The sequence below is a fragment of the Francisella persica ATCC VR-331 genome, assembly GCF_001653955.1.
Taxonomy (GTDB): domain Bacteria; phylum Pseudomonadota; class Gammaproteobacteria; order Francisellales; family Francisellaceae; genus Francisella; species Francisella persica.
In genome coordinates, this window is sequence record NZ_CP013022.1 from 549,262 (window position 1) to 574,223 (window position 24,962).

The following is a 24,962-nucleotide window of genomic DNA, read 5'->3' on the forward strand; positions in this document are numbered from 1 at the left end:
GTAAAGATTTTAGACAAGGAGTTTTTAGTGATTAAATATACGTCCACTTTAGCTAATCAATAAGCTATAAATAATTCATCAACTTTGTACTTAGGGTCTAATTATGCTATTATTACCGCACTAACCATTTTTATTATCGTTTTTCTATGAGTACAAGTGTTTATGAGCAATTCGCACCTATATTGATATTCCTAATTATAGCTTTTGGTTTAGGGGCTGCTTTTGCAATTATTGGTAAAGTTTTATCAGTAATAGTAGGTGCAAATAATCCAAATAAAATCAAAGGGGAAACATTTGAATGTGGTTTTCCAACTTTTGGTGATGCAAGAGAGAAGCTTGAATTGCGTTTTTATCTGATTGCAGTATTATTTTTGGTCTTTGACTTAGAATTGGCATTTATTATCCCATGGGGAATAAATCTAAGAGCTAGTGCAGGGATACCAGCTATTTCAGATCATGCATTTTTTGCGATGATTATATTTTTAATGGTACTATTCTTAGGCTTAATATATGCCTGGAAGAAAGGAGCTTTAGAGTGGGAATAGGTAATGAAAATAAAGGTTTTATAACCGCAAGTGCAGATGCACTTATAAACTGGGCGCGCACAGGATCTTTATGGCCAGTAACAACTGGCTTAGCTTGTTGTGCTGTAGAAATGATGCACGCAGGTGCTGCTAGGTATGATTTGGATAGGTTTGGTATAGTTTTTAGACCCTCTCCAAGACAATCTGATGTACTTATTGTTGCTGGGACTCTTTGTAATAAAATGGCTCCAGCATTACGTCAAGTGTATGATCAAATGCCTAACCCTAAGTGGGTAATTTCTATGGGTTCTTGTGCAAATGGTGGTGGTTATTATCATTACTCGTACTCGGTAGTTAGGGGCTGTGATAGGATTGTGCCTGTTGACATATATGTGCCAGGCTGTCCGCCTACTGCTGAGGCTTTAGTTTACGGTATTATACAACTGCAGAATAAGATTATTAGAAAAGATACTATAGCGAGGAAGTGATCGTGAGTGCTAAATTACAAGATCATTTTGATAATATAACAATTATTTTAAGTGGCTTTGGTGTTGAAAGTTGTATAGATTATGGTGAGATAACAGTTGCTATCAAGGATCAGCGCGATATCCATTTGATTTTGAAAAAACTTAAAAGAGAGTATCTTTTTGAGCAGCTTACAGATGTAACAGCGGTTGATTATTTAACTTATGGTCAGTCAGACTGGCAGGTTGGTAAGATTGTCTCACAAACAGGTTTTTCTAGAGGGCGTCAGCAAGATTTTAAAACTGCTGATGTAAATAATAGATTTGAAATTATTTATCAGCTACTAAGTATGGCAAATAATGTCAGAGTCAGAGTGAAGTGTAAATTAAAAGATGCGCAGATTATTTTAGTTGATTCTGTCAGTGACTTATGGTCATCAGCGAATTGGGCTGAAAGAGAAGTTTACGATATGTTTGGGATTTACTTTAATAATCATCCTGATCTAAGAAGGGTGCTTACTGATTATGGTTTTGTTGGACATCCTTTAAGGAAGGATTTCCCACAAACAGGCTATGTTGAGATGCGTTATGATGAGAGCCTTGGTCGAGTTGTGTATGAGCCGGTAGAGATTGATGATAGGGTTAATACACCAAGAGTGATTCGTAAGTAAAAATATAATTGTGGATTTATAGTAATGGCAGAGTATAAAAACTATACACTAAATTTTGGCCCAGTTCACCCTGCAGCACATGGTGTTCTTAGGCTTATTTTAGAACTTGATGGTGAAAATGTTGTGCGAGCTGATCCACATGTTGGATTATTGCATAGAGGTACCGAAAAACTTGCTGAATTTAAACCATATAACCAAAGTATTGGTTATATGGACAGGCTTGATTATGTCTCGATGATGTGTAATGAGCATGCTTATGTGATGGCTATTGAAAAGCTTTTGCAGTTAGAGGTTCCAGAGAGAGCTAAGTATATTCGCGTAATGTTCGCTGAAATAACTAGGATTTTAAATCATCTGCTATGGGTTGCTGCTTGTGGTATTGATCTTGGTGCAATGACAGTATTTTTATATGCTTTTAGAGTCAGAGAGGATTTGTTTGACTGCTATGAAGCTGTATCTGGTGCGCGTATGCATGCAGCATATTTTAGACCTGGTGGTGTTGCTAGAGACTTACCAACACAAATGCCGCAATACCAAAAAACTAGATTTACTAGCAAGAGAAAGGCTAAGAAATTAAATGAGCCAAGGCAAGGAAGCATACTTGATTTCTTAGATCATTTTGTTGTTGATTTTGAGAAATCTTTAGATGAGATTGATACTCTTTTAACTGATAATAGACTATGGAAGCAAAGGACTGTAGATATCGGTACGGTAAATGCTGAGAGAGCTAAAGAGCTTGGTTTTACTGGTCCAATGCTAAGAGGTAGTGGTGTTGCTTGGGATCTTAGAAAAACTCAGCCTTACGAAGTGTATGATAAGTTGGAGTTTGATATTCCAATTGGTACAAATGGTGATTGTTACGATAGATATCTTGTCAGAATGGCCGAGATGCGCGAATCAAATAAGCTTATCAAGCAATGTGTGGATTGGCTTAGATCCAATCCAGGCCCTGTATTATCAGATAATCATAAGATCACACCTCCTAAAAGAAATGCGATGAAAAATAATATGGAAGAGCTTATACATCACTTTAAAATTTTCTCGGAAGGTTATTGTACTCCTGAGGGCGAGGTTTATGTTGGAACTGAGCATCCAAAAGGTGAGTTTGGCGTATATATAAAATCAGATGGTGCGAATAAGCCATATAGATTAAAAATGAGAGCTCCAGGATTTGCACATATTGGCGCAATGCATGAATTATTATCTGGGCATATGTTAGCTGATACTCCAGCGATTATCTCAACAATAGATGTCGTGTTTGGTGATGTAGATAGATAGAGGGAAAAGATGTCTTTAGTAGATTTAATATCGCCACAAGCGAGAGAAGATATTGACAGAGTTTTAAGTAAGTTTCCTACCGATCAGCGTAGATCGGCAATATTAGAAGGCTTGCATATTTTGCAAGATCAAAATGGTGGTTATTTGACCGATGACTTGCAAACAGCCCTAGCAGAGTACTTACAGGTTAGTAATGTTGATGTCTATGAGGTTGCTACTTTTTATTGTATGTATAATCTAAAGCCGGTTGGGAGACATAAGTTGAACTTGTGTACAAATGTTTCATGTATGCTAAATGGCGCTTATGAAATTTTAGCACATATAGAGAAAAAACTCAGTATTAAGCCTGGAGAGACCACTAAAGATGGTCGTATAACTCTTAAAGAAGTTGAGTGCCAAGGCGCATGTTGTGGTTCACCTATGCTTGAGGTAGATAAAGTTTTTTATGAAAATCTAACTATAGAAAAAGTGAATCAAATAATTGATTCTTTGGAGTAGTTAATAAATGGCAAATGAAGTTTGTTTTCGTACCCTACATTTAGATAAGCCATATAGTTTGGAGTCTTATCTATCTGTGGGTGGTTATTCCTACTGGAATAAAATATTGACAGAAAAAATTCCACCTGAGCAAATTATTGAAGAACTCAAAATCTCTGGTCTTAGAGGTCGCGGTGGTGCTGGTTTTCCTACAGGGTTGAAATGGAGTTTTATGCCACGCAATACTCCAGGACAGAAATATGTTGTATGTAATTCTGATGAGGGTGAGCCTGGTACATGTAAAGATAGGGAAATTCTTAGAAATAATCCTCATCAATTAATAGAGGGTATGGCTATAGCGGGATATGTTGTTGGAGCTACCGCAGGTTATAACTATACTAGAGGCGAGTTTTATGAGCCAATAGCTAGGTTTGAGGATGCGCTTATTGAGGCATATCAAGCTGGTTTTTTAGGTACAAATATTAGATCATCAGGAATCTCTTTTAATTTATACTCATCTATTGGAGCTGGTGCTTATATCTGTGGTGAAGAAACAGCATTGCTTAATTCACTTGAAGGCAAGAAAGGGCGTCCAAGATTTAAGCCACCTTTCCCTGCGTTTAAGGGTCTTTATGACAAGCCAACAAATATAAATAATACAGAAACTTATGCTTCGGTGCCGGCAATATTGCAGCATGGTGGTGAATGGTTTAAAAAACTAGGTACTGAGAAAAGTGGTGGCACTAAGTTATTCTGTGTTTCTGGGCATGTGCAGAAGCAGAGAGTTGTTGAGATAGGTTTAGGTATGCCGTTTAAAGAGCTTTTAGACATGTGTGGAGGCGTTCGTAATGGTAATAAGCTTAAGGCAATAATCCCTGGTGGGAGCTCATCTAAGATCTTGACAGCCGAAGAGATGATGGCTGTTACTATGGACTATGAATCAATAGCGGCAGCAGGCTCAATGCTTGGTTCAGGAGCAGTTATTGTGCTAGATGAGACTACTTGTATGGTTAGAACATTAGTAAGACTAGCAGATTTTTATTATGAAGAGTCTTGTGGTCAGTGTACACCTTGTAGAGAGGGTACTGGCTGGTTGGCGCGAACTTTACATAGAATTGCTGCGGGCGAAGGAAGACCTGAAGATATAGATACTTTAGTTAGAGTAGCAACGAATATAGAGGGTAATACTATTTGTGGTTTGGGTGATGCAGCTGCATGGCCAGTCCAAAGTTATATAGATAAATTTAGAGATGAATTTGTCTATATGATCGAGAATAATGGTAGAAGTATAGTGGATCAATAGTTGGAGTAGTTTTGTGTCAGACAATAAAGAATCCAAAAAGATAAGTATAGAGATTGATGGTAAGAGTTATCAAGCTATGCCAAATCAATCAATAATTGAAGTAGCAGATGCAAACGGTATATACATTCCGAGATTTTGCTACCATAAAAAATTGTCTGTAGCTGCAAACTGTAGAATGTGTTTGGTAGATGTTGAGGGTGCAAGACGTGCCTCGCCAGCATGTGCAACACCAGTTATGGATGGAATGAAAGTTAAGACTCGTTCGGATAAAGCATTACAAATGCAAAAAGATGTTATGGAGTTTTTGCTTATAAATCATCCATTAGATTGTCCTATCTGTGATCAGGGTGGCGAGTGTGAGCTGCAGGATATTGCAATGGGCTATGGTAATACAACATCAGAGTATCTTGAGTCTAAGAGAACAGTAGAAGATCCTGAGTTAGGTCCTTTAGTGGTTACTGATATGACGAGATGTATTTTGTGTACACGTTGTGTACGCTTTGGTGAAGAGATTGCTGGCGTCAAAGAACTTGGGGTTATGGGTAAGGGAGATCACTCTGCTATTAGTACTTATATTTCTGGTGAAATGGTTAACTCTGAAATCTCTGGTAATATTATAGATCTTTGCCCTGTTGGAGCTTTGACATCAAAACCGTTTAGATTTAAGGCTAGATCATGGGAATTAAAACAGTTTTCAACGCTATCAGCTGGCGATGCTTTAGCAACCGAGATTAATGCACATGTTTATCAAAATAAACTTGTTAGAGTGGTTCCAAGAGAGAGTGAGATTACTGGTAACTGGATAGCTGATAGAGATAGATTTGAATACACTGGTTTGTATAGCCAAGATAGAATTAAACAACCAATGATTAAAAAGGCTGGTGGCTGGGTTGAAGTATCTTGGGAAGAGGCATTAGATTTTGTTAAAGTAGCTATACAAAAAACTAAAGAAGAAAATGGCTCTGAGGCAATCTCTGCTATCGTGTCTGAGACTGCAACTTCAGAAGAAATGTACTTGATGAAGAAGTTATTGGCAGCTGTTGGTTCAGCTAACATTGATGCTCGTGTTAGACAGTATGCCGATATTCCAGGCATTAGTGCAGGTAAAGGTTTAAGCTGCTCATTAGAGGATATTCGAAAAAGTGATTTTATTCTTATTTTTGGTTCTAATATCAGAAAAGAATATCCACTAGTAAATATTGCTATCAAAGATGCAGTTGAAAAAAATGTTGCAGAGGCTGTTGCTTGGAACATTTGTGATTATAACTTTAATTATGATATTAAGCAGGTAAGATTAGCCGCCTATAATATTCAATATATTGTACTATCTTTACTTAAAGCTATTTTTGTTAGAGCAAATCTACCTTATGTTGATCTTGATGAAATTCTAAGAAAGGTTGATCCAGCTGCAGAGGTTAGATATGTTGCTGATAGAATAGTAGCAGCAAGAGCTCCAAAAATAATTATTGGTCAAGATATTGTCAACACAAGTAGCTTTGAAACGGTTTTTAGTATTTTAGATGTATTAGAAAAAGTTACTAGTGTAAGAGGTGGGGTGTTAGCAAGTAATGTCAACTCTGTTGCAGCTTATAGAATATTTAGTCCTTCTAAAACTAAATTTAGCACATATAAGTGTTTAAATGGTCAAACAAATACCAAGTTGCTTTTGACAGCGCATACCGAGTTAGCTAAAGATAGCTTGTATGGTGAGCAAAAGCTTAGAAATGCATTAGAGAATATTGATATTGTGGTAAGCTTTACAGCATTTGCTGATAAATTTACTAAAGAAACTGCAGATATTATTTTACCAATAGCTACTCACTATGAAACTAGTGGAAGCTTTGTTGATTTATTCGGGAATAAAAAAGAGTTTAAGCAAGTAGTTAAATCATATGCTGGCAGTAAAGAGTTATGGAGAGTCCTAAGAGTGCTAGGTAATCTGTTAGAGTTAGAAGGCTTTGAGTATAACTCTATTGCAGAGGTTACTAATGATGCTTATGCTACACGAGCTAGAGTTTGTGTTAATCATGTTACGCAGATTCTTAATGCTAATCTTGATTATCAAAAAGACGTAGCATTTGTGGCATCAAATTCAATGTATAGCACAACCAGCCTACTTAGAAGGGCTGAACCTTTACAAAAAACTGCTGATGCAAAATGTTTTTTTGGTGTGAGAATATCACAAGAACTAGCGGATGATATAGGTCTAAAAGGCCAGTCAGGAATTATCAAAATTTATAATATCGACAATGAGATAAACCATGAAGTAGTTGTTGATCCAAGCTTGCAGGCTAAAAATATTATGCTTCCAAGGACACTGTTTAAGGACTTCTTAAATGGCGATAATGTTAGTATTAAGCTAGTAGAGGAGGAGAGATAATATGCTAGGGTATATTTTATGGACATCACTTTACGTATTGTTGATAGTCATTCCTTTGATACTAGTTGTTGCATACTATACATATGCAGAGCGTAAAGTTATCGGTTATATGCAAGATAGAATTGGACCAAATAGGGTCGGTTCTTTTGGCTTGTTGCAACCTATCTTTGATGCACTCAAGCTTTTTCTTAAAGAAATTATAGTGCCAACAAATTCAAATAGATATTTATTCTTTATTGCACCAATTTTAGCTTTTGCACCAGCGTATGCTGCATGGGCGGTGATTCCTTTCTCAAAGGGAATTGTCCTGTCTGACATGAATCTAGGGCTACTGTATATATTGGCAATGACTTCATTTTCTATATATGGTATAGTAATTGCTGGTTGGGCATCAAATAATAAATATTCACTGTTTGGTGCTCTGAGAGCCGGTGCTCAGGTTATTTCCTATGAGTTGGCGATGGGTTTTGCTATCGTTGGAGTTGTTATAGCAGCAAGTTCTATGGGCGTAGCAGGAATTATTGAAGCTCAAACTGGTGGTATTTTGCATTGGTATTTTATTCCGCTATTTCCGTTGTTTATTGTTTATTTTATTGCTGGTATAGCTGAAACAAACAGAGCTCCTTTTGATGTTGTTGAGGGCGAGTCTGAGATAGTTGCTGGACATCACATAGAATATACTGGATCAAGGTTTGCGTTATTTTTCTTGGCTGAATATGCAAATATGATTTTAATTAGTATCCTAACATCAATCATGTTTTTAGGTGGTTGGAATTCACCATTCCAAGCTACTGCATTAGAGTCTGTATTTAGTTTTGTACCAGATGTAGTATGGTTATTTGCTAAGACTGGTATATTTATGTTTATGTTTTTATGGGTTAGAGCTACATACCCTAGATATAGATACGACCAAATTATGCGTTTAGGTTGGAAGATATTTATACCGCTGACATTTATATGGGTTGTTATTGTTGCTTGTATGGTTAGAATTGGTGTAGGACCTTGGTGGTAAAAGGATAGTATCATGAGAAATATAATAAATTTTTTAAAGACTTTTTTGCTTTGGGAGCTCCTAAAAGGATTAAAAGTTACAGGTAAGCATTTTTTTACACGTAAGGTTACAGTACAGTATCCAGATGAAAAAACTCCTATCTCTAACAGATTTAGAGGTCTACATGCCTTAAGACGCTATGAGAATGGTGAGGAGAGATGTATTGCATGTAAATTATGTGAGGTTGTTTGTCCAGCATTAGCAATTACAATTAATTCAACAGAAAGAGAAGATGGTACCAGAAGAACTTCAAGTTATGAGATAGATTTATTTAAGTGTATTTTCTGTGGCTACTGTGAAGAATCGTGTCCAGTTGATTCTATTGTTGAGACAAATATCTTAGAATACCACTTTGAAGAGCGTGGTGATAATATTATGACAAAAGCTAAACTGCTTGCTATAGGTGATAAATATGAAGCGCAAATAGCTGCTGATAGATTGCAAGATAAGGATTTTAGGTAGGGAAATGGTTGTAACAAATATTTTATTTTATACATTTGCATCATTTGCTATCATTTCTACTTTAGTACTGGTTTTGGCAAATAATCCAGTAAATTCTGTAATAGCAATGATTTTTACGTTCATATTTACAGCGGCAGTATGGATAATTTTACAACAAGTATACCTAGCATTATTGCTTATTGTGGTTTACGTTGGAGCGGTGTTAGTAATGTTCTTATTCGTGGTCTTTATGTTAGATTTGCATGTTGAAGAACATGGTCGAGTTGGTAGATTTTTCTATGCTCTAGCTGCTGTGGTTGTTTGTGCTATATTTGCAACAGTTATAAGCTATGCAGCGACAAACGTTTTTGCGGGAGCTAATATGCAAGGTGGAGTCGGTGGTCTCAAGATCATAGGTTTAACCATGTTTAATAATGCTAACTTGTATGTATTTGAGCTTGTTGACTTTATTTTATTAACAGCGCTGACTACAGCGGTAACATTGACATTAAAAGCTAAGCGTAAAGGAAACAAAACAGTTAATCCAGCTCAGCAAATTAAAGTCAGAGCAAAAGATCGTTTAACTATGATCAAAATGCCAAGTAATAAAGAGGGCGCTAAAGATGAATAGCATTTCAGTGTCAGTCACACATGGACTGATTTTTAGTACACTTTTATTTGTGACAAGTGTTGCTGGTATAATTATAAACAGAAGAAATATTCTTATACTATTGATGTCGATAGAACTGATGTTTTTAGCGGTCAATACTAATTTTTTGATATTTGCTAATATGCATCGTCAGGCAATTGGTGGTGTTTTTGTATTCTTTATAATGGCAGTAGCAGCTGCTGAAACAGCAATTGGTTTAGCAATTGTTGTGGCAATATTTAGAAAACGCAAAACTATTGATTTAAGTAAACTTAATACACTAAGAGGTTAAGAGCAAACTATGGTAGTAAACACTCAAGTAGCAGCTGTACTAATCGCAGTTATAGTTTTAGCTCCTCTATTGGGGGCATTGATTGCCGGATTTGGTGGTAAATCTATAAAAAATGCTGGTGTTAGCTTTTTCACAATTTCTCTATGTGGCCTGTCTTTTCTCCTTAGTGTAATTTTAGCTTATGGTGTTTTTGGTGGTGCTGAAGTTTATTCAGTTAGCTTTTATCAGTGGGCGCCAATCTCAAATATGTTCGCCTTTGATGTTGGCTTTACGGTAAATAAGATCACTGTGTATATGATGTTGATAGTAACATTTGTATCAACGCTAGTACATGTTTATTCGATTGGATATATGAAAGGTGAAGAAGGTTATGCAAGATTCTTTGCATACATTTCAGGTTTTACTTTTGCAATGCTTTGTTTGGTAATGGGGAATAATTTCTTATTATTATTCTTTGGTTGGGAAGGTGTGGGCTTATTCTCATATTTATTAATTGGTTTTTATTTTAATAGAGATCAGGCCAATGTTGCAAGCTTAAGAGCTTTTATTGTAAATAGAATTGGTGATTTAGGCTTCTTGTTAGGTATTGGTGCAGTTATTTTATATACAAGATCGGTTGATTATACAACAGTTTTTGCAGCTTTACTGGATATTGATAATACTCAAACTATCCATTTTCTAGGTATGAGCTTTAGCCCAGTTACTCTAATGTGTTCACTATTATTTATAGGAGCAATGGGTAAGTCAGCTCAATTTCCTTTACATTCATGGTTAGAAGGTTCAATGGCAGGCCCTACCCCTATTTCAGCGCTAATCCATGCGGCAACAATGGTTACAGCTGGTGTGTTTATGGTTGCGAGACTTTCTCCAATGTTTGTGCTGTCTCCAGCGGCTCTAAGCTTTGTATTAATTATCGGTGCTATAACATGCTTATTTATGGGACTGATTGCAATTGTTCAAACAGATATTAAAAGAGTTATAGCATATTGTACACTATCGCAGTTAGGTTATATGATGGTAGCTCAAGGTGTTGGTGCATTTTCAATCGGGATGTTTCATCTAATGACACATGCGATGTTCAAAGCATTGTTGTTCTTAGCAGCAGGTTCTGTTATTGTCGCGATGCATCATGAGCAAGATATTCGTAGAATGGGTGGTCTAAGAAAATATATGCCAGTCACATATTTGTGTATGCTAATAGGTGCTTGGGCGCTTGCAGCTTTACCACCATTCTCAGGATTTTTCTCAAAAGACTTAATTATTGAAGCAGCTCAAGCTACTACAGTATACGGACATAAGTTCGCCTACTATATGGTTTTAGCTTGTGCATTTGTGACTTCATTTTATATTTTTAGAATGTTTTTTATGGTCTTTCATGGTAAAGAAAGAATGTCAGATGAAGAAAAATCACATCTTAAAGAATCACCCATAAGTATATTAATACCTTTGATATTATTGGCTATACCTTCGGTGTTTGTTGGAGAGTATATCTTTAGTAGTATTTTGTCTCAAGAGCATGGTTTATTCGGTAATACTATAAGCCCATTTATACAAGCTGGTCTTGGTAGGGAATCAGTGACTGCTTATTTAGCTAATGAGCCTGATACAGTAAGCTCAATGGCATTTATCAAGCATTCTGTGACAACGGTACCTTTTTGGTTAGCTCTAAGTGCTTTAGTATTAGCATATGTCTTATATGTGTGGCTACCAGTAATTCCAAGACTATTTGCAAATGTAAAATCAGGATTTGGAATAATTTATTATATCTTAGTTAAGAAGTACTTTATTGATGCTTTGTATGATGTGATATTTGTAAATATCTTCTTAGCAATTAGTAATTTCTTATGGAAGGTTATTGATATCCTTATTATCGATAAGACAGTTGTAAATGGGATATCTAGCTTGATATATCATACAGGTGATAGTTTCAAAAAAATACAAAGAGGATATTTATTTGACTATGCGTTTGTAATGATGGTTGGTGTGTTATTATTTATGATTTTGCTAATTTCTGTTTAGGCAAGTTAGAGGATAAATTTGTATTATGAATTTAGGTAATTACTTATTAAGTTTAATAATCTGGCTCCCAATAGTTGGAGGTTTTGTTGTTTTAGCAACAAGAACCAAAGAATTACATGGAGATGCGGCTCGTTGGGTAGCCTTAGTATTTAGTTGTTTAACTCTAGCTTTATGTATACCTTTAGTTACATCTTTTGACTATAGTAGCTCTGAGATGCAGTTCCAAGAATCAGTAAAATGGTTTAAAGTTTTTGGCATGCATGACATTTACTATAGCTTAGGTGTAGATGGATTCTCTATTTTATTTATACTTTTGACATCTTTTGCTACATTAGTGATAGTTTTAGCAGCTTGGACATCTATCAAAACTAAAGTTAGACAATACATGGCAATATTTTTGATTACATGTGGTTTGACTAATGGTGTTTTCTGTGCAACGGATTCGATACTTTATTATGTTTTCTGGGAAGCGTTATTAATTCCAACTTGCCTTGGTATTGGTATTTGGGGCGGTAAGAACAAAGCATATGCTGCAGTTAAATATTTCATGTATACATTTTTTGGTTCGGTATTCTTATTAGCAGCAATTTTGTATATTCAGACACGAGTTGCTGCTTCACCGACACACTTTTTAGTAAATCAAGATACTTATTCTATTCAGAACTTTATCGCCTGGGCAACTCATTCACAAGGCTTTATAGATTCGGTTAAGTTTACTCTAACAGCTCAATGGTTAGTTTTCGGAGCATTTTTCTTAGTATTTGCTGTTAAGATTCCAATGTGGCCATTTCACTCATGGTTACCAGATGCTCACTCAGAGGCACCTGCTGGAGGTTCTGTTATCCTTGCAGCTCTTATGCTTAAGTTAGGCGTATATGGTTTCTTAAGATTTGCCATCCCAATGCTACCGGAGGTAACGGCTTCACTTGAGTATGTGCTGATTGTGATGTCTTTAATAGCTATTGTTTATGTTGGTATTGTTGCAGTTGCACAGACTGATGTTAAAAGACTAATTGCATATTCATCTATTTCACACATGGGACTAGTTACTCTTGGCTTATTCTCAATATTTATATTGAAAAATGCTGATCCAGTACTAGGGACAACTAATGCGCAATTAGCTTTACAAGGTGCAGTTTTCCAAATGATTGCACATGCATTCTCATCTGGTGGTATGTTCATTGGTATTGGTTATTTGTATTTAAGAATGCACACGAGAGAAATATCTGATTTCTCTGGGGTAGCTAAAACTATGCCGATATTTGCAACATTCTTTTTACTTTTTTGTATGTCTAATGTTGGTTTACCTGGTACGAGTGGGTTTGTCGGCGAATTTATGATCTTATTAGCAGTATTTCAATATTCTCCATTAATAGCATTAATTGCAGGATTAACTCTTGTGATAGCTCCAATTTATACTTTATGGATGTATAAGCATGTTTTCTTCGGTGAAGTTGTATCTATACAAGTAGCAAACTTGACTGATTTAAATAGAATGGAGCTATTTGTATTTATATTATTAGCGGTACCAACTTTATTATTTGGTTTCTATCCTGAGCCAATTTTGCATCTTTCAGCATCGGCATCGGCACATATCGTTGGTTTATCTCTATAAGGTGGTGTTTTGATTATGAGTTTATCAATCCTTTATATTTTGCCAGAAATATTATTAGCAATTGGCGTAATAGCTGTGATATTTTCTGGACTTTTTTTACATGGTAAAATTAGAAACATTAACTATATTTTTTTCCAAGTATTTACGCTACTTGCTTTGGTAGCAACTTTTGCTAAAGAATATCTAATTCAGACTAGTGGTTCAGTGTTTGAAGGTCAGGTTGTATTTAGTGGCTTTGCATATACTTTACAGCTAGTGATACTTGTTTTAGCGGTATTTGTTGCACTATATTCAAGGGATTATGTCAAAGATAGAAAAATATCAGATGGTGATTTCTATACACTGTTAATGTTATGTGTGCTTGGTGCAATGGTTTTAACATCTGCACATAGTTTAGTTATAATATATGTCGGTCTAGAATTATTATCATTACCAATGTATGCATTGATAGCAATCCATAGGGATTCAGGTAAAGGTCTTGAAGCTGCTATTAAATACTTTGTTTTAGGAGCAATTGCTTCAGCGTTATTATTGTTTGGGATGTCATTTGTCTATGGTATTACAGGTAAGCTTGATATCACAGAAATAGCTAAAGTTTTAGCACAAGCTGACCTTACAGGATTACAGCAGCAGTTTTTACTTGTATGTTTGGTAATGATGATAGCTACATTCTTATTCAAGCTTGGCGCTTTTCCTTTTCATATGTGGTTACCAGATGTTTATCAAGGGGCTCCAAACGCTGTAGCAAATATCGTTGCAACTATTCCTAAAGTTGCTGCTTTTGCAATGCTTGTGAATATTTTATTTGTTGGCTTTCCATCGTTGAAAGACTCTTGGATATATCTATTTAGAGTTATAGGTATATTATCAATATTCTTTGGTAGTTTGGTGGCACTATCACAAACTAATGTTAAGCGACTTTTAGGTTACTCAACAGTTTCACAAATTGGTTTTGTCCTACTGGCAACAACATTAAATCTTCAAGGATATGCATTAACAGCAGCAAGCTTCTATGTGATAGTATATGTATTTACAACCTTGGCAGTATTTGGTGTAATTACAACTATTTCGGTCGGTGGTTATGAAGTTCAAGATCTTAGTGATCTAAAAGGTTTTAACACAAAAGATTCATGGTTAGCATTTATTTTACTGATAGTATTGTTCTCAATGGCTGGCATCCCTCCATTTGGTGGCTTTATTGCTAAGTTATTTGTTGTGATGGGATTAATTAATGATGGCAACTATTTATTAGCGTGTTTTGTATTGCTTATGGCAGTAATAGCATCATTTTACTATGTCAGTGTTATCAAGACTATGTACTTTGATGAGCCAGAAAATGATCAAACTGTCAAACCACCGCTTGCATCACTAATAGCATTAAGTGTTAATGGTTTGGTACTTTTATTTTTAGGTATTATGCCTATGCTTCTTTTAGGTATCCTTACACAAGTTACTAATGTTATATAATAATCATTAATAGTTTATTGCCTATTGTCATTATTACTTTTATACTTTTATCTAGAAACAATTAAATTTTATTAGATGATGAAAGAAATTCTAAGTCCTATTAATGATGTAATTAAGAACTCAAAAGAAAGTATTATAAATAAAAGCCTGAAGAAACTTGATGTTGTAAGCAGAGAAGAGTTTGAAGTACAGAAGAAAATTCTATTAAAAACTCGTCAAAAGCTTGAACAAATAGAAGCTAAAGTAGATAAGCTTTTAGCTGAGAAAAAAATAGAATGTCTTTAGCGGTTCTAAAAAGTCGAGCACAACTTGATACAGAAGCACCTACTTGTCTCGATAGAGGTGTATTTATCAAATGGTTTACCAGGTTTATCAATAGTAGGATTGCCAGAGGTGGCTGTCAAAGAAAGTAAAGATTTGTAAGAAGTGTTGTGATGATTAACTCAGGCTTTAATTATTCCTAATAAGCGTATCACAATTAACTTGCACCAGAGGATTTACTAAAAAGTAGTGGTAGATTTGATTTACCAATAGCATTGGGTGTTCTGTATGCCTCTGGAGAAGTAAATATTGTCAAAGATATAGATGAGTATGAGTTAGCTGGTGAGTTGGAGTTTTTATCCGTAAATAGTATAGAGATTGATTTTGCTAAGCTATACAAAGATTTAGCAGATGTCAAAGGATAGTTATCAAGCCAAAAGAGCACTTGAGATTGCTGCAAGCAGATGGCCACAAAGGGACCTCCTAGTACTAGAAAAACAATGCTGGCAAGCAGACTACGATTTTACCACCATTAGAATTAGATAAAAAAGAATCACTTTCATAAGCAATGATTGATTACATCAGTCAAAGAAGAATCAGGTATCGCTAAAAGTTCTTATAAAGATCATTTCACAATCTACATTATACTTCCTCTGGAGTATCTTTGGTTGGTGGTAGTAATCCAATGCCTGGAGAAATTTATTTGGCACACAATGGCTTACTTTTTCCTGATGAGTTGCTAGAAAAGTCTTAGAAGTCTTGCGTGATCCTCTAGAAACCAGTAGTGTGAATATTTCTAGGGCTAGGTGTCAAAGTTGAATATCCAGCTAATTTTCAGTTAATAGCGGCGATTAATACATGTCCATGCGGATATTGAGGTTCACAATTTAAAGAATGTGCTAACAAAGCCTATTATGAGATATCAAATTAAATTATCATGGCTACTTCTAGATAGAATAGATCTTCATGTTGAATTTTTGAGCTTGCAAAAGATGATTTGACAAATCAGCAATTAATAGGGGAGAAAAGTAGTATAGTTAGAGAGTGAGTTAAAAAATATTGAGAGAGAAAAATCTCTAGACAGGGTAAGATTGACTCAATGCTATTTAGTAAAGAGCTTGATAAGAGTTTGTAATTTTAATGATGAAAGATGAAACGAGAAAAAATGCTCACATTAGCTATAGAAAAACTTGGACTATACGCAAGAGGGTATTATAAAATACTCAAAGTTGCCAGAACTATAGCAGATCTTAATAATACTGATAAGGCTAAAATAAATTTAGCAATTAATTATTATTTATGAATTTAACAAAGGATTTGTATGAGGGAATTATTTTTGGATGCTTTTGGCGAAAAGAAATTAGAGAGACCACCAGTTTGGATAATGCGTCAAGCTGGTAGATACCTGCCAGAGTATCGTGCAGTTAGAGCAAAATTTGATAATTTTATGGATATGTGTCGTAATGCTGATGCATGTTGTGAAGTAGCGCTCCACCCACTTCAAAGATATGATCTTGATGCAGCAATTGTTTTTTCAGATATTCTGACAATTCCGGAAGCTATGGGAATGGATCTTAAATTTATCAAAGGTCCAGGGCCGGTATTTTCTGAGCCAATACAATCGCAAAAAGATTTAGGTAAGCTAAAGTCAGTTGAGGATAGTGTAGGCTCTTTGGACTATGTTTATAATGCTGTCAAAACTACTAGTTCAGCAATAAATGTACCTTTAATAGGTTTTACTGGAAGTCCTTGGACTTTAGCTGCATATATGATTGAAGGTTCAGGATCAAAACAGTTCAATAAATTGCGCAAGATGATGTATGCGAATCCACAATTGATGCATAGCCTGTTACAACGCCTAGCAGATATAATAGTTATCTATTTGCTTGAGCAGGTTAAAGCTGGAGTGAGTTCTTTGATGATATTTGATACTTGGGGCGGCATACTACCTTTAGAGCATTATAAAGATTTCTCTCTCAAATATATGGATTATATTGCTAAAAATGTTAAGCAAAAAATTAATGTGCCAATAGTTTTCTTTACTAAGGGAGGGTCAAACTTTTTTGAAGAGCTAAAAGATAAATCCTGCGATGGAGCCGGAGTTGATTGGAGTGTTACATTAAAACAGGCGCGACATAGAATAGGAGTTGGTAAAGTTCTGCAAGGAAACTTTGATCCAGCACTTTTGTATGGGACTAAAGAAAGTATTAGAGCGACTGTCAAAGCTAATATTGAATTTATTCAGTCAGATAAACTAAACAACTATATTGTCAACTTAGGTCATGGCATTTATCCTGATATAGATCCTGATAATGTTAAGGTTATGATTGATGCGATTAGAGAATTTAGTGTTTAAATTTTTTAAAAAAAATGAGTATCACATAAAAGACTTGACATCAGTAAAACATATTGATATTATGTCTTTTTACAAAGACGCGGGGTGGAGCAGCTTGGTAGCTCGTCGGGCTCATAACCCGAAGGTCGTAGGTTCAAATCCTGCCCCCGCTACCAAACAGGAATTTTTTACAAAGGCCCTTTAAAGGGCCTTTTTACTATCTGCAGGATATGCTAAATCTAAGGGGTGAAAATGTTACTAGACGATTTATATGAGATAGTAGAACCCATTACGGCTGATCTAGGCTATATTTTATGGGGGATCGAAGTTGTAGGAAGTGGTAAACGTACCATACGTATTTTTATTGATCATGATAATGGTGTTTCAGTTGATGATTGCCAAATAGTTAGTAAAGAAGTGAGTACCGTTTTTGATATTGAGGATCCAGTTTCGGGTAAATATGTGCTTGAAGTTTCTTCGCCAGGAATGAATCGCCAAATTTTTAATATAATTCAGGCACAAGCTCTGGTAGGATTTAATGTAAAAGCGGTTACTTTAGCGCCAGTTGAGTTACAAACTAAGTTTAAGGGTGTGCTATATAGAGTGGAAGGAAATAACGTCATTTTAAAGCTGGAAGGTGGTAAAGAAATAAGTTTTGATTTTGACGAACTTAAAAAGCTAAGAGTATCACCTGATTTTAGTTAGATAGAGGAATTTAAGATATGGGCAAAGAATTATTGTTAGTATTAGAAACCGTAGCAAATGAAAAAGATATATCAAAAGATCTTTTATTTGAAGCTATGGAAGATGCTTTGGCTATTATAACTAAGAAAGAACTTGATGAGCATATGAATATCGAGGTTAAAATAGATAGGATTACTGGTGATTTCAAAGCTAATAGGGTTTGGCATATTGTTTCTGAAAATGAAGATTTAATTGATTATTCAAAAGAGCTTTATGAAGATGTTGCTCAAGAAAAGGGCTATAATGTGAAAGCCGGTGATATCATACGCGAGCCAGTCGAGGTCAAAGAATATGGGCGTATAGCTGCAACGATGGCTAAGCAAATTCTAATGAAAAAAATTAAAAATTTTGAAAGAGAAAAGACTGCTAGATTCTATCAAAATAAAATTGGTGATATTGTTTACGGTGAGATAAAGCGCGCCACCTATGAAATCTTGGTTGTTGATTTGGGTAATAATGCTGAGGGGGTTTTACCTAAAAAAGATCTTATAGCTAGAGAAAGATATCGTGTTGGTGACAAGATAAGAGCTTGTGTTGAGGGTGTTGAGTGTGATGAGTCTAGTAAGCCAAGTACGGTTATGCTAAGTCGCTCAAGTAATACGATGCTTAAAGCTTTATTTAAGCTTGAGGTGCCAGAAGTTGAAGAAGAGCTTATTAATATAGTAAATGTAGTTCGTGAGCCTGGTTTTAGATCTAAAGTAACCGTGAAAAGTAATGACCAAAGAATAGATCCTTGTGGCGCATGTGTTGGTGTAAGAGGTTCTAGAATACACTCTATAATGAGTGAGTTAAATGGTGAAAAGGTTGATGTTATACTTTGGGATGAGGAGATCGTTCAATATGCCATCAACTCATTATCACCTGTAGATGCTGCAGATATCTTAGAAGTGAATGTCGATGAAGAAACTAATTCGATGGATATTGTTGTTAAGCAAGAAAGCTTATCTAAAGCAATCGGTAAAAATGGTGTGAATGTAAGATTAGCAAGCTCACTAATTGGCTGGAAAATTAGTGTTCTATCAGATGCTGAGCAGGAAGAAAAACAAATGTCTATAGTAGATAAATTTGTTGAAGCTTTGGATATAGATCATGATTTCGCATTGGTATTGATTGAAGAGGGTATAGAAACTCTTGAAGATTTAGCATATTTAGATAGAGCAGAACTTTTAGAAATTGAAGGGTTTGATGAAGAGATTGTCGATGAGCTTCAAGAGAGAGCAAAAGCTGTTATTTTATCTCAAGCTTTGGGTGGTAAAAAACCAGCACAAGATTTGCTAGATATGCAAGGTATGAGTAGAGATTTAGCTGAGCAGCTAGCACAGAATAATATAGTTACTATGGAAGATCTGGCAGAATTGTCTGTAGATGAATTACTTGATATTGTACCTATGGATGAAGAGCAAGCGACAGATTTAATTATGCAAGCAAGAGCTCCTTGGTTTGAATAAGAAAAGTACATATCAGTAATAGTACAAAGGAGAGGAAAATGGCAGAGATTACAGTTGGGCAGTTAGCACAGCAAACAAAAAAAGAAGTAGATGCACTACTAAAACAGCTTAAATCTTTTGGTATTGAAAAATCTAGTGAGAAAGATACATTAACTCCTGCAGAGATGAAAACTTTGTTAGAGAAGATCAAAAGTGCAAAAAATACCGTGACTAGAAAGAAAGTAACTTCAGTTAAGCTTGATGGTAAACATAAGATTAATGTTTCGGTTAAAAGAAAAAGACTAATTGCTAAAAGAGTAGAAGAACAAGAACCTGCTACATCGGCGCAGGTACAAGAACTTAAAACTGTAGTTCAAGTTGCTCAGCCAATAGAAGTTATGAAAGAGCTAGAGTTGGTGGAAGATGAAATAAAAAAAACAGTTATAAAGGATAGTGGTTTCAAGATAACTGCAATGCCAGAAATTAAGGTTGAGGAAATTGTTGCCGAGAATGATGAAAAGCCAACTACTAACAATAAACAAGCTAAGAAAAAAACTACTAAGAAAGTTTTTTCTGAAGCTACACATACTAATACAAAGTATAAGCGTGATGAAGAGGAGAAAAAATCTAAAGCAAAGAAAACTGGAGACAAAGGTTTCAAAAAAGCTACCCCGAGACAGCTTTCACAACTTGCTGGTGATATGGAGTCGTTTGATGAATTTGGTGCTAAAAAAGGTAAACTAAAAGTGCCAAAAGTCAAAAAACAAGAATTTACCAAACCCGTTGAAAATACAATTAGGACTGTAGAAATTCGTGAAGGTGTTACTGTAAGTGAACTAGCACAAAAAATGGCGATCAAAGGTGCAGAAATTGTTAAAGTGTTATTTAATATGGGTGTGATGGCGACAATTAACCAATCACTAGACCAAGACACAGCAATTTTGATTGTTGAAGAGATGGGGCATAGATATACTTTACTCAATGAGAATGCTCTTGAAGAAGCGGTAACAACAGTTGATAGAAGCTTATACAAGAAGATTTCTCGAGCTCCGGTTGTAACTATAATGGGACATGTTGATCATGGTAAAACATCTTTGCTAGACTATATCCGTAAAACACGAGTAGTTGCTGATGAGGCTGGTGGTATAACACAGCATATAGGAGCATATTCTGTTAAGACTGATAAAGGTTCTATTACATTTTTGGATACTCCAGGGCATGAAGCTTTTACTTCAATGCGTGCGCGTGGTGCTAAGATTACAGATATCGTAATTTTAGTTGTTGCTGCTGATGATGGTGTTATGCCTCAAACTGAAGAAGCAATTCAGCACGCTAAAGCAGCAATAGTACCAATTGTTGTTGCAGTGAATAAAATTGATAAGCCAGAAGCTGATCCTGATAAGGTGATTAGTGAGCTTGCACAAAGAAATGTAATTCCAGAATCATGGGGCGGTGATGTAATGTTTGTAAATGTTTCTGCTAAGACTGGTGAAGGGGTTGCCGATCTATTAGATGCGGTACTTTTACAATCAGAAGTTTTAGAATTAGAGGCATTTGCTGAGGGCTTAGCTGAGGGTGTCGTAATTGAGTCACGTCTAGAAAAAGGTCGCGGTCCAGTCGCAACTGTACTTGTGCAAAATGGTAACCTTAAGCAAGGTGATAATATTTTATGTGGTACCGAATATGGTAGAGTAAGGGCTATGCATAATGATCTTGGGAAAAAGATAAAAGCAGCTGGTCCAGCTACCCCTGTTGAAATACTTGGTTTATCAGGTGTGCCAGCAGCAGGTGATGAGATGGTTGTGATTGAAAATGAAAAGAAAGCAAAAGAACTTGCAGCTCAGCGCTCACAGAAACAAAAAGAAGCTAAAGTTGCTCAAGAACAAGCACTTAAACTATCAAACATGTTTAATAGCATGGGTAAAGAAGGTGAACAGCAGGTACTTAAAATTATCCTTAAAGGTGATGTACAGGGTTCTGTTGAGGCAATTAGAGAGTCATTGCTTAAGCTTTCAACTAATGAGGTTAAGGTTGATATAATTGTAAGTGGTATAGGAGCGATTACATCTTCAGATGTGACTTTGGCTGTAGCATCAACGGCGGTTGTTATAGGTTTTAATGTCCGTGCTGATAGTGCTGCTAAAAAACTTGCTGAAGCAGATGGTGTAGAATTACGTTATTACAACATTATTTATGATTTAATAGATGATGTTAAAAAAGCGATGTCTGGTTTACTTTCTCCAGAAATGAAAGAGCAAATTATTGGTATTGCTGAGGTTAGAGAAGTTTATCGTTCATCTAAATTTGGCTCAATTGCTGGATGTATGGTTGTGGAGGGTGTGGTTAAGCGTACTAATCCTATACGTGTTTTACGTAATAGTGTCGTTATTTACGAAGGTACACTAGAGTCGCTTAAGAGATTCAAAGATGATGCTAGTGAAGTCAAAAAAGGCTTAGAGTGTGGTATCGGTGTCAAAAACTACAGTGATGTACGTGAGGGTGACCAAATAGAGGTATTTGAGGTTATCGAGGTTACTAAGGAGTTGTAATTATGGCTGCAGATGGTAGAGTACAAAGAGTTGCAAGTGAGCTTCATAAAGTTATATCTTTATTGCTGCGTACTAGAATAAAAGATACTAAGTTAGCCAGTGCAACTATTACAGAGGTTGATATTTCTAGTGATCTATCTTATGCAAAAGTATATTATACCTGCATCACTGTTGAGGATGCTGAATATATTGACAAGGCATTTGAAAAATCAAAAGGTTTCTTTAGGTCATCTATAGCTAAGTCATTAAGCCTAAGAATTGTTCCAACCCTTAAGTTTATTTATGATACTTCGCTTGAGTATGGTATACAAATGGAAGAAAAAATCCAACAAGCACTCAATGCTGATTCAAAAATCATTAAGCAAGATGATAAATCTTTACAAGAAAACTATAAGCACAACGATAAAGAAACTAAAGCTGAGAAGTTAAGGTAGGTAGCTTATGAGTAAGCTTACTATTATTCGTGGATTTAATGATGTACTGCCGCTTGATAGTTATAAATGGCAATTCTTAGAATCAAAAATAAAGCTCATACTTGATAGATATAAATATAACGAAACAAGGTTACCTGTTGTTGAGAAAAGTGAACTGTTTCACAGAAGTATTGGTGAAACTTCTGACATAGTTTCAAAAGAGACTTATGACTTTCAGGATCGTAATGGTGATAGTCTCACGTTACGTCCAGAAGGAACAGCTGGTTGTATCAGAATGGTTATTGAAAATAATTTAGCTACTCGAGGTCAGACACAGAAGCTATGGTATTGTGGTCCCATGTTTCGCTATGAGCGTCCACAAAAAGGTCGTTATAGACAATTTTATCAGCTTGGAGTCGAAGCTTATGGCTTCGATGGTATAGCTATTGATTTAGAGATTATTGCTGTTGCATGGAATCTTTTCAAAGACCTTGGAATTTCTGAGTATGTAACTTTAGAGTTAAATAGCCTTGGTTTGAGCCTTAACAGACAAGAGTATATTCAAGCGCTACTAGAATACCTAAAACCATATCATGCTGAGCTTGATGAAGACTCTATCAAGAGGTTGGATAAGAATCCTCTAAGAATATTAGATTCTAAGATAGATAAGACACAAAAAATCTTAGCAAATTCACCTAAACTTATTGATTTTATAGATCAAGATCTACGATTGAGATTTAAGCAAACTTGCCAATATTTAGATGCTTTAGGTGTTGTGTATAAGATAAATCAAAATCTTGTTAGAGGTTTAGATTATTATAATGGTTTAGTTTTTGAATGGACTACTGACAAGCTTGGCTCACAAAGCGCAATCTGTGCAGGTGGTCGTTACGATAGTCTAATAGAAAACCTTGGTGGTCAGAAAACAGCTGCTATAGGTTTTGCTATAGGGATGGAGCGCTTGCTACTATTATTAGAAGATTTAGGTAAATTGCCTAAACAAGACAACCTTTGTGGTGTGTTTTTTTTATTAGACAGTAATCAGATTCATCGATCTTTAGTTATAGTTGAGAATATTCGCCAAGAGCTTCCTCAGCTTAAAATAGATATGGATCTAAAATTCGGTAGCTTCAAATCACAATTTAAGAAAGCTTATAAATCTGGAGCTAAAATTGCTATAATAATTGGACAAGATGAGTTAGATAATGGGTTTGCTATTATAAAATATCTTCAGCAAGACAGAGAACAACAACAAGTTGCTTTTAATGACTTAATTAATTTTTTAAAAAAGATAGAGGTATATGAAATTACATAATATAAAAGGTTATGATTGGATTGTAGTTGGGTTAAGCTCATTTCTACTAATTGATAAATATATAATGAATGTTTCTCCTAGCTTGATTACTAATGAGCTAATGAGTAGCTTTTCAATAAATGCTACTAAAATGAGTGCAATGGTCTCGCTATTTTTATGGTCTGTAGTGTTTTGTCAGTTTTTTGTTGCAGGACCTATCATTGATAAGTTAGGATTTAGAAAAGTAAGTTTTTTCTCATTAGTATTGTCTGCAGTGGGGTTATTATTATTTGTGTTATCTGCAGATATCCATAGTTTTGCATTAGGGTGTATCTCAAGACTAATGATAGGTATCGGAGCTTCGTTTGCAACAGTTGGCTATATTAAAGCAGCTGCAGTATGGTTTGATCCACGCAAGTTTGCTTTTGTGTGTAGCTTTCTGATGACAGCAGCAATGACAGGTGCTTTGCTAGGCCAAGTGCCACTAGTTTATCTAATTGAGCTTACAGGTTCATGGCATAGAGCATTAATTAGTTATGCTTGTTTTAGTATTGTTATAGCACTTTTATATTTAGCTTTAGTCAGAGACTATAACCCTGATGCTTCATATGCAAATCAAACAAAAGGTAATATTGAAACACTTACTGGAATAAATAAAGTTTTTTTAAATAAAAATAACTGGTATCTTACTTTATATACTGGTCTTACTTTTACCACAATAGACGTTTTTGGTGGAATTTGGGGTAATAACTATTTTAGAGAGTTATATAGTATCCCAGCAAAAGATGCATCCTATATTGTTTCGATGATGTTTTTAGGCCTTGCGATTGGTTCACCTATAATTGGTAAGCTCTCAGAGAAATTTAATAATAGAGTTGGGATTATGGTTGTCTTTCATATTATCGCAACAATTTCACTAGCTGTAGTTCTAAAATTTAAGCTTACACCAATAATATCTGGAGTTTTACTATTTATTTTTGGCTTTTGCTTAGGTATATATATGCTAGCTTTTGCGATTGGGAATCGTATAAATCCAGTGGTGGTTGCTGCAACAGTAGCTGCCTTGATAAATACTGGTGAGCCTTTATTAGGTGCTTTATTTGATCTATTAATAGGTCATTTATTAGATTTGACATGGGCAGGTCAGTATATAGATGTGCAAAATCATATTAGTACTATAGCTTTAGAAGGAGCACATAGATATTTTCATATAAATGCTTATCAACATGCTTTTTTAATACTTGTATTTAGCATGATCATATCATTCTTCTTGCTGATTTTAGTAAAAGATAAAGAAGTTAAATAGAA

Annotated in this window: 26 protein-coding genes, 1 tRNA gene and 1 pseudogene; all 28 read left to right on the forward strand. The window is 35.3% G+C overall.

Annotated elements, in window-relative coordinates; translation table 11 throughout:
- Positions 1–146: 146 nt before the first annotated feature.
- The 28 genes and pseudogenes from ndhC (at position 147) to FSC845_RS02705 (ending at position 24,960) form a co-directional block, all read left to right on the forward strand.
- The gene (gene ndhC, locus FSC845_RS02590) at positions 147–545 is read left to right on the forward strand and encodes an NADH-quinone oxidoreductase subunit A (RefSeq protein ID WP_064461632.1); all 399 of its coding nucleotides are present in this window, start codon (positions 147–149) and stop codon (positions 543–545) included.
- Positions 536–1,012 (forward strand): NuoB/complex I 20 kDa subunit family protein, encoded by a 477-nt coding sequence (locus tag FSC845_RS02595; RefSeq protein WP_064461633.1) that lies wholly within the window; start codon positions 536–538, stop codon positions 1,010–1,012. The genes ndhC and FSC845_RS02595 overlap by 10 nt, the downstream gene beginning before the upstream one ends.
- A 2-nt stretch (positions 1,013–1,014) precedes the next feature.
- Positions 1,015–1,659 carry an NADH-quinone oxidoreductase subunit C gene (locus FSC845_RS02600; RefSeq protein WP_064461634.1) on the forward strand — a complete coding sequence of 215 codons (645 nt, stop codon included), beginning with the start codon at positions 1,015–1,017 and terminating at the stop codon, positions 1,657–1,659.
- A gap of 24 nt (positions 1,660–1,683) precedes the next feature.
- The gene (locus tag FSC845_RS02605) at positions 1,684–2,937 is read left to right on the forward strand and encodes an NADH-quinone oxidoreductase subunit D (protein ID WP_064461635.1); all 1,254 of its coding nucleotides are present in this window, start codon (positions 1,684–1,686) and stop codon (positions 2,935–2,937) included.
- Positions 2,938–2,946: 9 nt separating this feature from the next.
- Positions 2,947–3,435, forward strand: coding sequence for an NADH-quinone oxidoreductase subunit NuoE family protein (locus tag FSC845_RS02610; protein WP_064461636.1), 489 nt, complete (start codon positions 2,947–2,949; stop codon positions 3,433–3,435).
- Positions 3,436–3,442: 7 nt separating this feature from the next.
- A complete protein-coding gene (gene nuoF / locus FSC845_RS02615; RefSeq protein WP_064461637.1) occupies positions 3,443–4,717 on the forward strand; it encodes an NADH-quinone oxidoreductase subunit NuoF in 1,275 nt (424 codons plus the stop codon).
- Between the two features lie 13 nt (positions 4,718–4,730).
- Positions 4,731–7,097, forward strand: coding sequence for an NADH-quinone oxidoreductase subunit NuoG (nuoG, locus tag FSC845_RS02620; protein WP_064461638.1), 2,367 nt, complete (start codon positions 4,731–4,733; stop codon positions 7,095–7,097).
- Between the two features lies 1 nt (position 7,098).
- Positions 7,099–8,109 (forward strand): NADH-quinone oxidoreductase subunit NuoH, encoded by a 1,011-nt coding sequence (gene nuoH, locus FSC845_RS02625; RefSeq protein ID WP_064461639.1) that lies wholly within the window; start codon positions 7,099–7,101, stop codon positions 8,107–8,109.
- A gap of 12 nt (positions 8,110–8,121) precedes the next feature.
- Complete coding sequence (nuoI, locus tag FSC845_RS02630) at positions 8,122–8,610, forward strand: NADH-quinone oxidoreductase subunit NuoI (RefSeq protein ID WP_064461640.1); 489 nt, start codon at positions 8,122–8,124, stop codon at positions 8,608–8,610.
- 4 nt (positions 8,611–8,614) lie between these two features.
- Complete coding sequence (locus FSC845_RS02635) at positions 8,615–9,220, forward strand: NADH-quinone oxidoreductase subunit J (protein WP_064461641.1); 606 nt, start codon at positions 8,615–8,617, stop codon at positions 9,218–9,220.
- Positions 9,213–9,530 carry an NADH-quinone oxidoreductase subunit NuoK gene (gene nuoK / locus FSC845_RS02640; RefSeq protein ID WP_064461642.1) on the forward strand — a complete coding sequence of 106 codons (318 nt, stop codon included), beginning with the start codon at positions 9,213–9,215 and terminating at the stop codon, positions 9,528–9,530. Before FSC845_RS02635 ends, nuoK begins: the two co-directional genes overlap by 8 nt.
- A gap of 9 nt (positions 9,531–9,539) precedes the next feature.
- A complete protein-coding gene (gene nuoL / locus FSC845_RS02645; protein ID WP_064461643.1) occupies positions 9,540–11,549 on the forward strand; it encodes an NADH-quinone oxidoreductase subunit L in 2,010 nt (669 codons plus the stop codon).
- A gap of 25 nt (positions 11,550–11,574) precedes the next feature.
- Positions 11,575–13,164, forward strand: a complete 1,590-nt coding sequence (locus FSC845_RS02650) for a complex I subunit 4 family protein (protein WP_064461644.1) — start codon at positions 11,575–11,577, stop codon at positions 13,162–13,164.
- 15 nt (positions 13,165–13,179) lie between these two features.
- Entirely contained in the window at positions 13,180–14,631 is a 1,452-nt protein-coding gene (locus FSC845_RS02655; protein WP_064461645.1) for an NADH-quinone oxidoreductase subunit N, read from the forward strand.
- A 78-nt stretch (positions 14,632–14,709) separates the two neighbouring features.
- Entirely contained in the window at positions 14,710–14,916 is a 207-nt protein-coding gene (locus FSC845_RS02660; protein WP_064461800.1) for an accessory factor UbiK family protein, read from the forward strand.
- Entirely contained in the window at positions 14,907–15,044 is a 138-nt protein-coding gene (locus tag FSC845_RS08675) for a hypothetical protein (RefSeq protein WP_227806636.1), read from the forward strand. Before FSC845_RS02660 ends, FSC845_RS08675 begins: the two co-directional genes overlap by 10 nt.
- A gap of 123 nt (positions 15,045–15,167) precedes the next feature.
- Positions 15,168–15,317, forward strand: a complete 150-nt coding sequence (locus FSC845_RS08680; protein WP_236940295.1) for a hypothetical protein — start codon at positions 15,168–15,170, stop codon at positions 15,315–15,317.
- A 239-nt stretch (positions 15,318–15,556) separates the two neighbouring features.
- Positions 15,557–15,711 (forward strand): annotated as a pseudogene (locus FSC845_RS09250) (ATP-binding protein).
- On the forward strand, positions 15,683–15,769 hold the full coding sequence (locus tag FSC845_RS09255) for an ATP-binding protein (RefSeq protein ID WP_250635908.1): 87 nt from the start codon (positions 15,683–15,685) through the stop codon (positions 15,767–15,769). Before FSC845_RS09250 ends, FSC845_RS09255 begins: the two are co-directional and overlap by 29 nt.
- A gap of 273 nt (positions 15,770–16,042) precedes the next feature.
- Complete coding sequence (locus tag FSC845_RS08685) at positions 16,043–16,195, forward strand: magnesium chelatase subunit ChlI family protein (protein WP_227806637.1); 153 nt, start codon at positions 16,043–16,045, stop codon at positions 16,193–16,195.
- 18 nt (positions 16,196–16,213) lie between these two features.
- Positions 16,214–17,248 (forward strand): uroporphyrinogen decarboxylase, encoded by a 1,035-nt coding sequence (gene hemE / locus FSC845_RS02670; RefSeq protein WP_064461646.1) that lies wholly within the window; start codon positions 16,214–16,216, stop codon positions 17,246–17,248.
- Between the two features lie 78 nt (positions 17,249–17,326).
- A tRNA-Met gene (locus FSC845_RS02675) sits at positions 17,327–17,403 on the forward strand.
- Positions 17,404–17,479: 76 nt separating this feature from the next.
- A complete protein-coding gene (gene rimP, locus FSC845_RS02680; RefSeq protein ID WP_064461647.1) occupies positions 17,480–17,932 on the forward strand; it encodes a ribosome maturation factor RimP in 453 nt (150 codons plus the stop codon).
- A 17-nt stretch (positions 17,933–17,949) separates the two neighbouring features.
- Positions 17,950–19,419 (forward strand): transcription termination factor NusA, encoded by a 1,470-nt coding sequence (nusA, locus tag FSC845_RS02685; protein WP_064461648.1) that lies wholly within the window; start codon positions 17,950–17,952, stop codon positions 19,417–19,419.
- 38 nt (positions 19,420–19,457) lie between these two features.
- Positions 19,458–21,947, forward strand: coding sequence for a translation initiation factor IF-2 (gene infB / locus FSC845_RS02690; RefSeq protein WP_064461649.1), 2,490 nt, complete (start codon positions 19,458–19,460; stop codon positions 21,945–21,947).
- A 2-nt stretch (positions 21,948–21,949) separates the two neighbouring features.
- On the forward strand, positions 21,950–22,381 hold the full coding sequence (gene rbfA / locus FSC845_RS02695; protein ID WP_064461650.1) for a 30S ribosome-binding factor RbfA: 432 nt from the start codon (positions 21,950–21,952) through the stop codon (positions 22,379–22,381).
- Positions 22,382–22,388: 7 nt separating this feature from the next.
- The gene (hisS, locus tag FSC845_RS02700) at positions 22,389–23,675 is read left to right on the forward strand and encodes a histidine--tRNA ligase (RefSeq protein WP_064461651.1); all 1,287 of its coding nucleotides are present in this window, start codon (positions 22,389–22,391) and stop codon (positions 23,673–23,675) included.
- Positions 23,662–24,960 carry an MFS transporter gene (locus FSC845_RS02705; RefSeq protein ID WP_064461652.1) on the forward strand — a complete coding sequence of 433 codons (1,299 nt, stop codon included), beginning with the start codon at positions 23,662–23,664 and terminating at the stop codon, positions 24,958–24,960. The genes hisS and FSC845_RS02705 overlap by 14 nt, the downstream gene beginning before the upstream one ends.
- Positions 24,961–24,962: the final 2 nt, after the last annotated feature.

Excerpts from the sequence above, each read along its gene's own strand:
- FSC845_RS02705 (WP_064461652.1), top strand. The coding sequence starts at position 23,662 with ATGAAATTACATAATATAAAAGGTTATGATTGGATTGTAGTTGGGTTA.
- nuoF (WP_064461637.1), top strand. The coding sequence starts at position 3,443 with ATGGCAAATGAAGTTTGTTTTCGTACCCTACATTTAGATAAGCCATAT.
- FSC845_RS02605 (WP_064461635.1), top strand. The coding sequence starts at position 1,684 with ATGGCAGAGTATAAAAACTATACACTAAATTTTGGCCCAGTTCACCCT.
- FSC845_RS02635 (WP_064461641.1), top strand. The coding sequence starts at position 8,615 with ATGGTTGTAACAAATATTTTATTTTATACATTTGCATCATTTGCTATC.
- FSC845_RS08675 (WP_227806636.1), top strand. The coding sequence starts at position 14,907 with ATGTCTTTAGCGGTTCTAAAAAGTCGAGCACAACTTGATACAGAAGCA.
- nuoH (WP_064461639.1), top strand. The coding sequence starts at position 7,099 with ATGCTAGGGTATATTTTATGGACATCACTTTACGTATTGTTGATAGTC.
- nuoK (WP_064461642.1), top strand. The coding sequence starts at position 9,213 with ATGAATAGCATTTCAGTGTCAGTCACACATGGACTGATTTTTAGTACA.
- rbfA (WP_064461650.1), top strand. The coding sequence starts at position 21,950 with ATGGCTGCAGATGGTAGAGTACAAAGAGTTGCAAGTGAGCTTCATAAA.
- FSC845_RS02655 (WP_064461645.1), top strand. The coding sequence starts at position 13,180 with ATGAGTTTATCAATCCTTTATATTTTGCCAGAAATATTATTAGCAATT.
- rimP (WP_064461647.1), top strand. The coding sequence starts at position 17,480 with ATGTTACTAGACGATTTATATGAGATAGTAGAACCCATTACGGCTGAT.
- hisS (WP_064461651.1), top strand. The coding sequence starts at position 22,389 with ATGAGTAAGCTTACTATTATTCGTGGATTTAATGATGTACTGCCGCTT.
- nusA (WP_064461648.1), top strand. The coding sequence starts at position 17,950 with ATGGGCAAAGAATTATTGTTAGTATTAGAAACCGTAGCAAATGAAAAA.
- nuoL (WP_064461643.1), top strand. The coding sequence starts at position 9,540 with ATGGTAGTAAACACTCAAGTAGCAGCTGTACTAATCGCAGTTATAGTT.
- ndhC (WP_064461632.1), top strand. The coding sequence starts at position 147 with ATGAGTACAAGTGTTTATGAGCAATTCGCACCTATATTGATATTCCTA.
- infB (WP_064461649.1), top strand. The coding sequence starts at position 19,458 with ATGGCAGAGATTACAGTTGGGCAGTTAGCACAGCAAACAAAAAAAGAA.
- FSC845_RS02660 (WP_064461800.1), top strand. The coding sequence starts at position 14,710 with ATGAAAGAAATTCTAAGTCCTATTAATGATGTAATTAAGAACTCAAAA.
- hemE (WP_064461646.1), top strand. The coding sequence starts at position 16,214 with ATGAGGGAATTATTTTTGGATGCTTTTGGCGAAAAGAAATTAGAGAGA.
- nuoI (WP_064461640.1), top strand. The coding sequence starts at position 8,122 with ATGAGAAATATAATAAATTTTTTAAAGACTTTTTTGCTTTGGGAGCTC.
- FSC845_RS08685 (WP_227806637.1), top strand. The coding sequence starts at position 16,043 with ATGAAACGAGAAAAAATGCTCACATTAGCTATAGAAAAACTTGGACTA.
- FSC845_RS02650 (WP_064461644.1), top strand. The coding sequence starts at position 11,575 with ATGAATTTAGGTAATTACTTATTAAGTTTAATAATCTGGCTCCCAATA.
- FSC845_RS02610 (WP_064461636.1), top strand. The coding sequence starts at position 2,947 with ATGTCTTTAGTAGATTTAATATCGCCACAAGCGAGAGAAGATATTGAC.